Raw genomic sequence first — 821 nt, 5'->3', positions numbered from 1 at the left:
ACAAGTGCTAACCAATGCAGGCACGGCGACGCCCTTTACATTGCGCCTTCGGCTCCATTTCAAGGGCGCGCATGCTGCAGGCGTTAAACGAAAATGGACTTGGCATGAGTAATCCGCTGCACAATCTGAAGATTGATTATTGGTACAAGGCAGCGTTGGTTGTAGGTGCGGTCGTCTTGATTACTGCCCTGACGGTTGAGCTTAAAGGGGTCGAGAACTCCATCGTGCAACTTATCGCTCTTGGAACAGTATTGGTCGGAATAGGGGAATGGATTAACCACCCGCTCCAGACCCGAATTGTTCCCCCAAGCCCAAGAAATCCGACCTGGTTGAAGGGCGAGGGCTACCTCCGCAAAAACTCAGCGTTGGGATTACTTTTTGTAATCAGCGGTGTCGGGTTCATTGGGCTGGGAATTTGGAAGTTAGTCGTTTAACCAGGCGCTGTAGTACGCGGCCGATGGCCGCCGGACGCCCTTTTCATTGCGGCTACGCCTCCATTACAAGGGCGCCGCTAAGCTTCGCGTTACATGGTGAAGCCAGGCCTATGATTTCGGTGAAACTGAGAAATCTTCGTCACCAAGATAAAGAGGCTGTCATATCTATGCTTCGAGATCCTCGGGTAATGCGGTTTCTTGGGCCTCGTCGCGCCCTGGCTGAAGATGAGGCAGATTCGTGGTTTGAGAGTGCGCTTACTAACCCGACCCGCTTCGCTGTAGCCAACGCTGATACTGACGAGTTTATTGGGTTCTGCGGCATTAAGCAGATGGATGGTGTTCCGGATTTCGGCTATTTCATCAGATCAGAGTTTTGGGGCAACGGCA

The 821-nt window shown here is 52.4% G+C and carries 2 protein-coding genes; both read left to right on the top strand.

Translation table 11 applies throughout. The annotated features are described in order from the left end of the window. The first annotated feature begins 104 nt into the window (after positions 1–104). Entirely contained in the window at positions 105–434 is a 330-nt protein-coding gene (locus B9Q17_RS17910) for a hypothetical protein (RefSeq protein WP_208618811.1), read from the top strand. A gap of 110 nt (positions 435–544) precedes the next feature. Next, positions 545–821 (top strand): GNAT family N-acetyltransferase (locus B9Q17_RS17905; RefSeq protein ID WP_154707681.1); only part of this gene is annotated, 277 nt, incomplete at its 3' end.

Origin of the sequence: Marinobacter vinifirmus, assembly GCF_002258215.1 — a bacterium.
GTDB classification, from domain to species: domain Bacteria; phylum Pseudomonadota; class Gammaproteobacteria; order Pseudomonadales; family Oleiphilaceae; genus Marinobacter; species Marinobacter vinifirmus.
The sequence above is the reverse complement of the archived record's forward strand: the minus strand, read 5'-3'. Positions and strand labels throughout refer to the sequence as shown.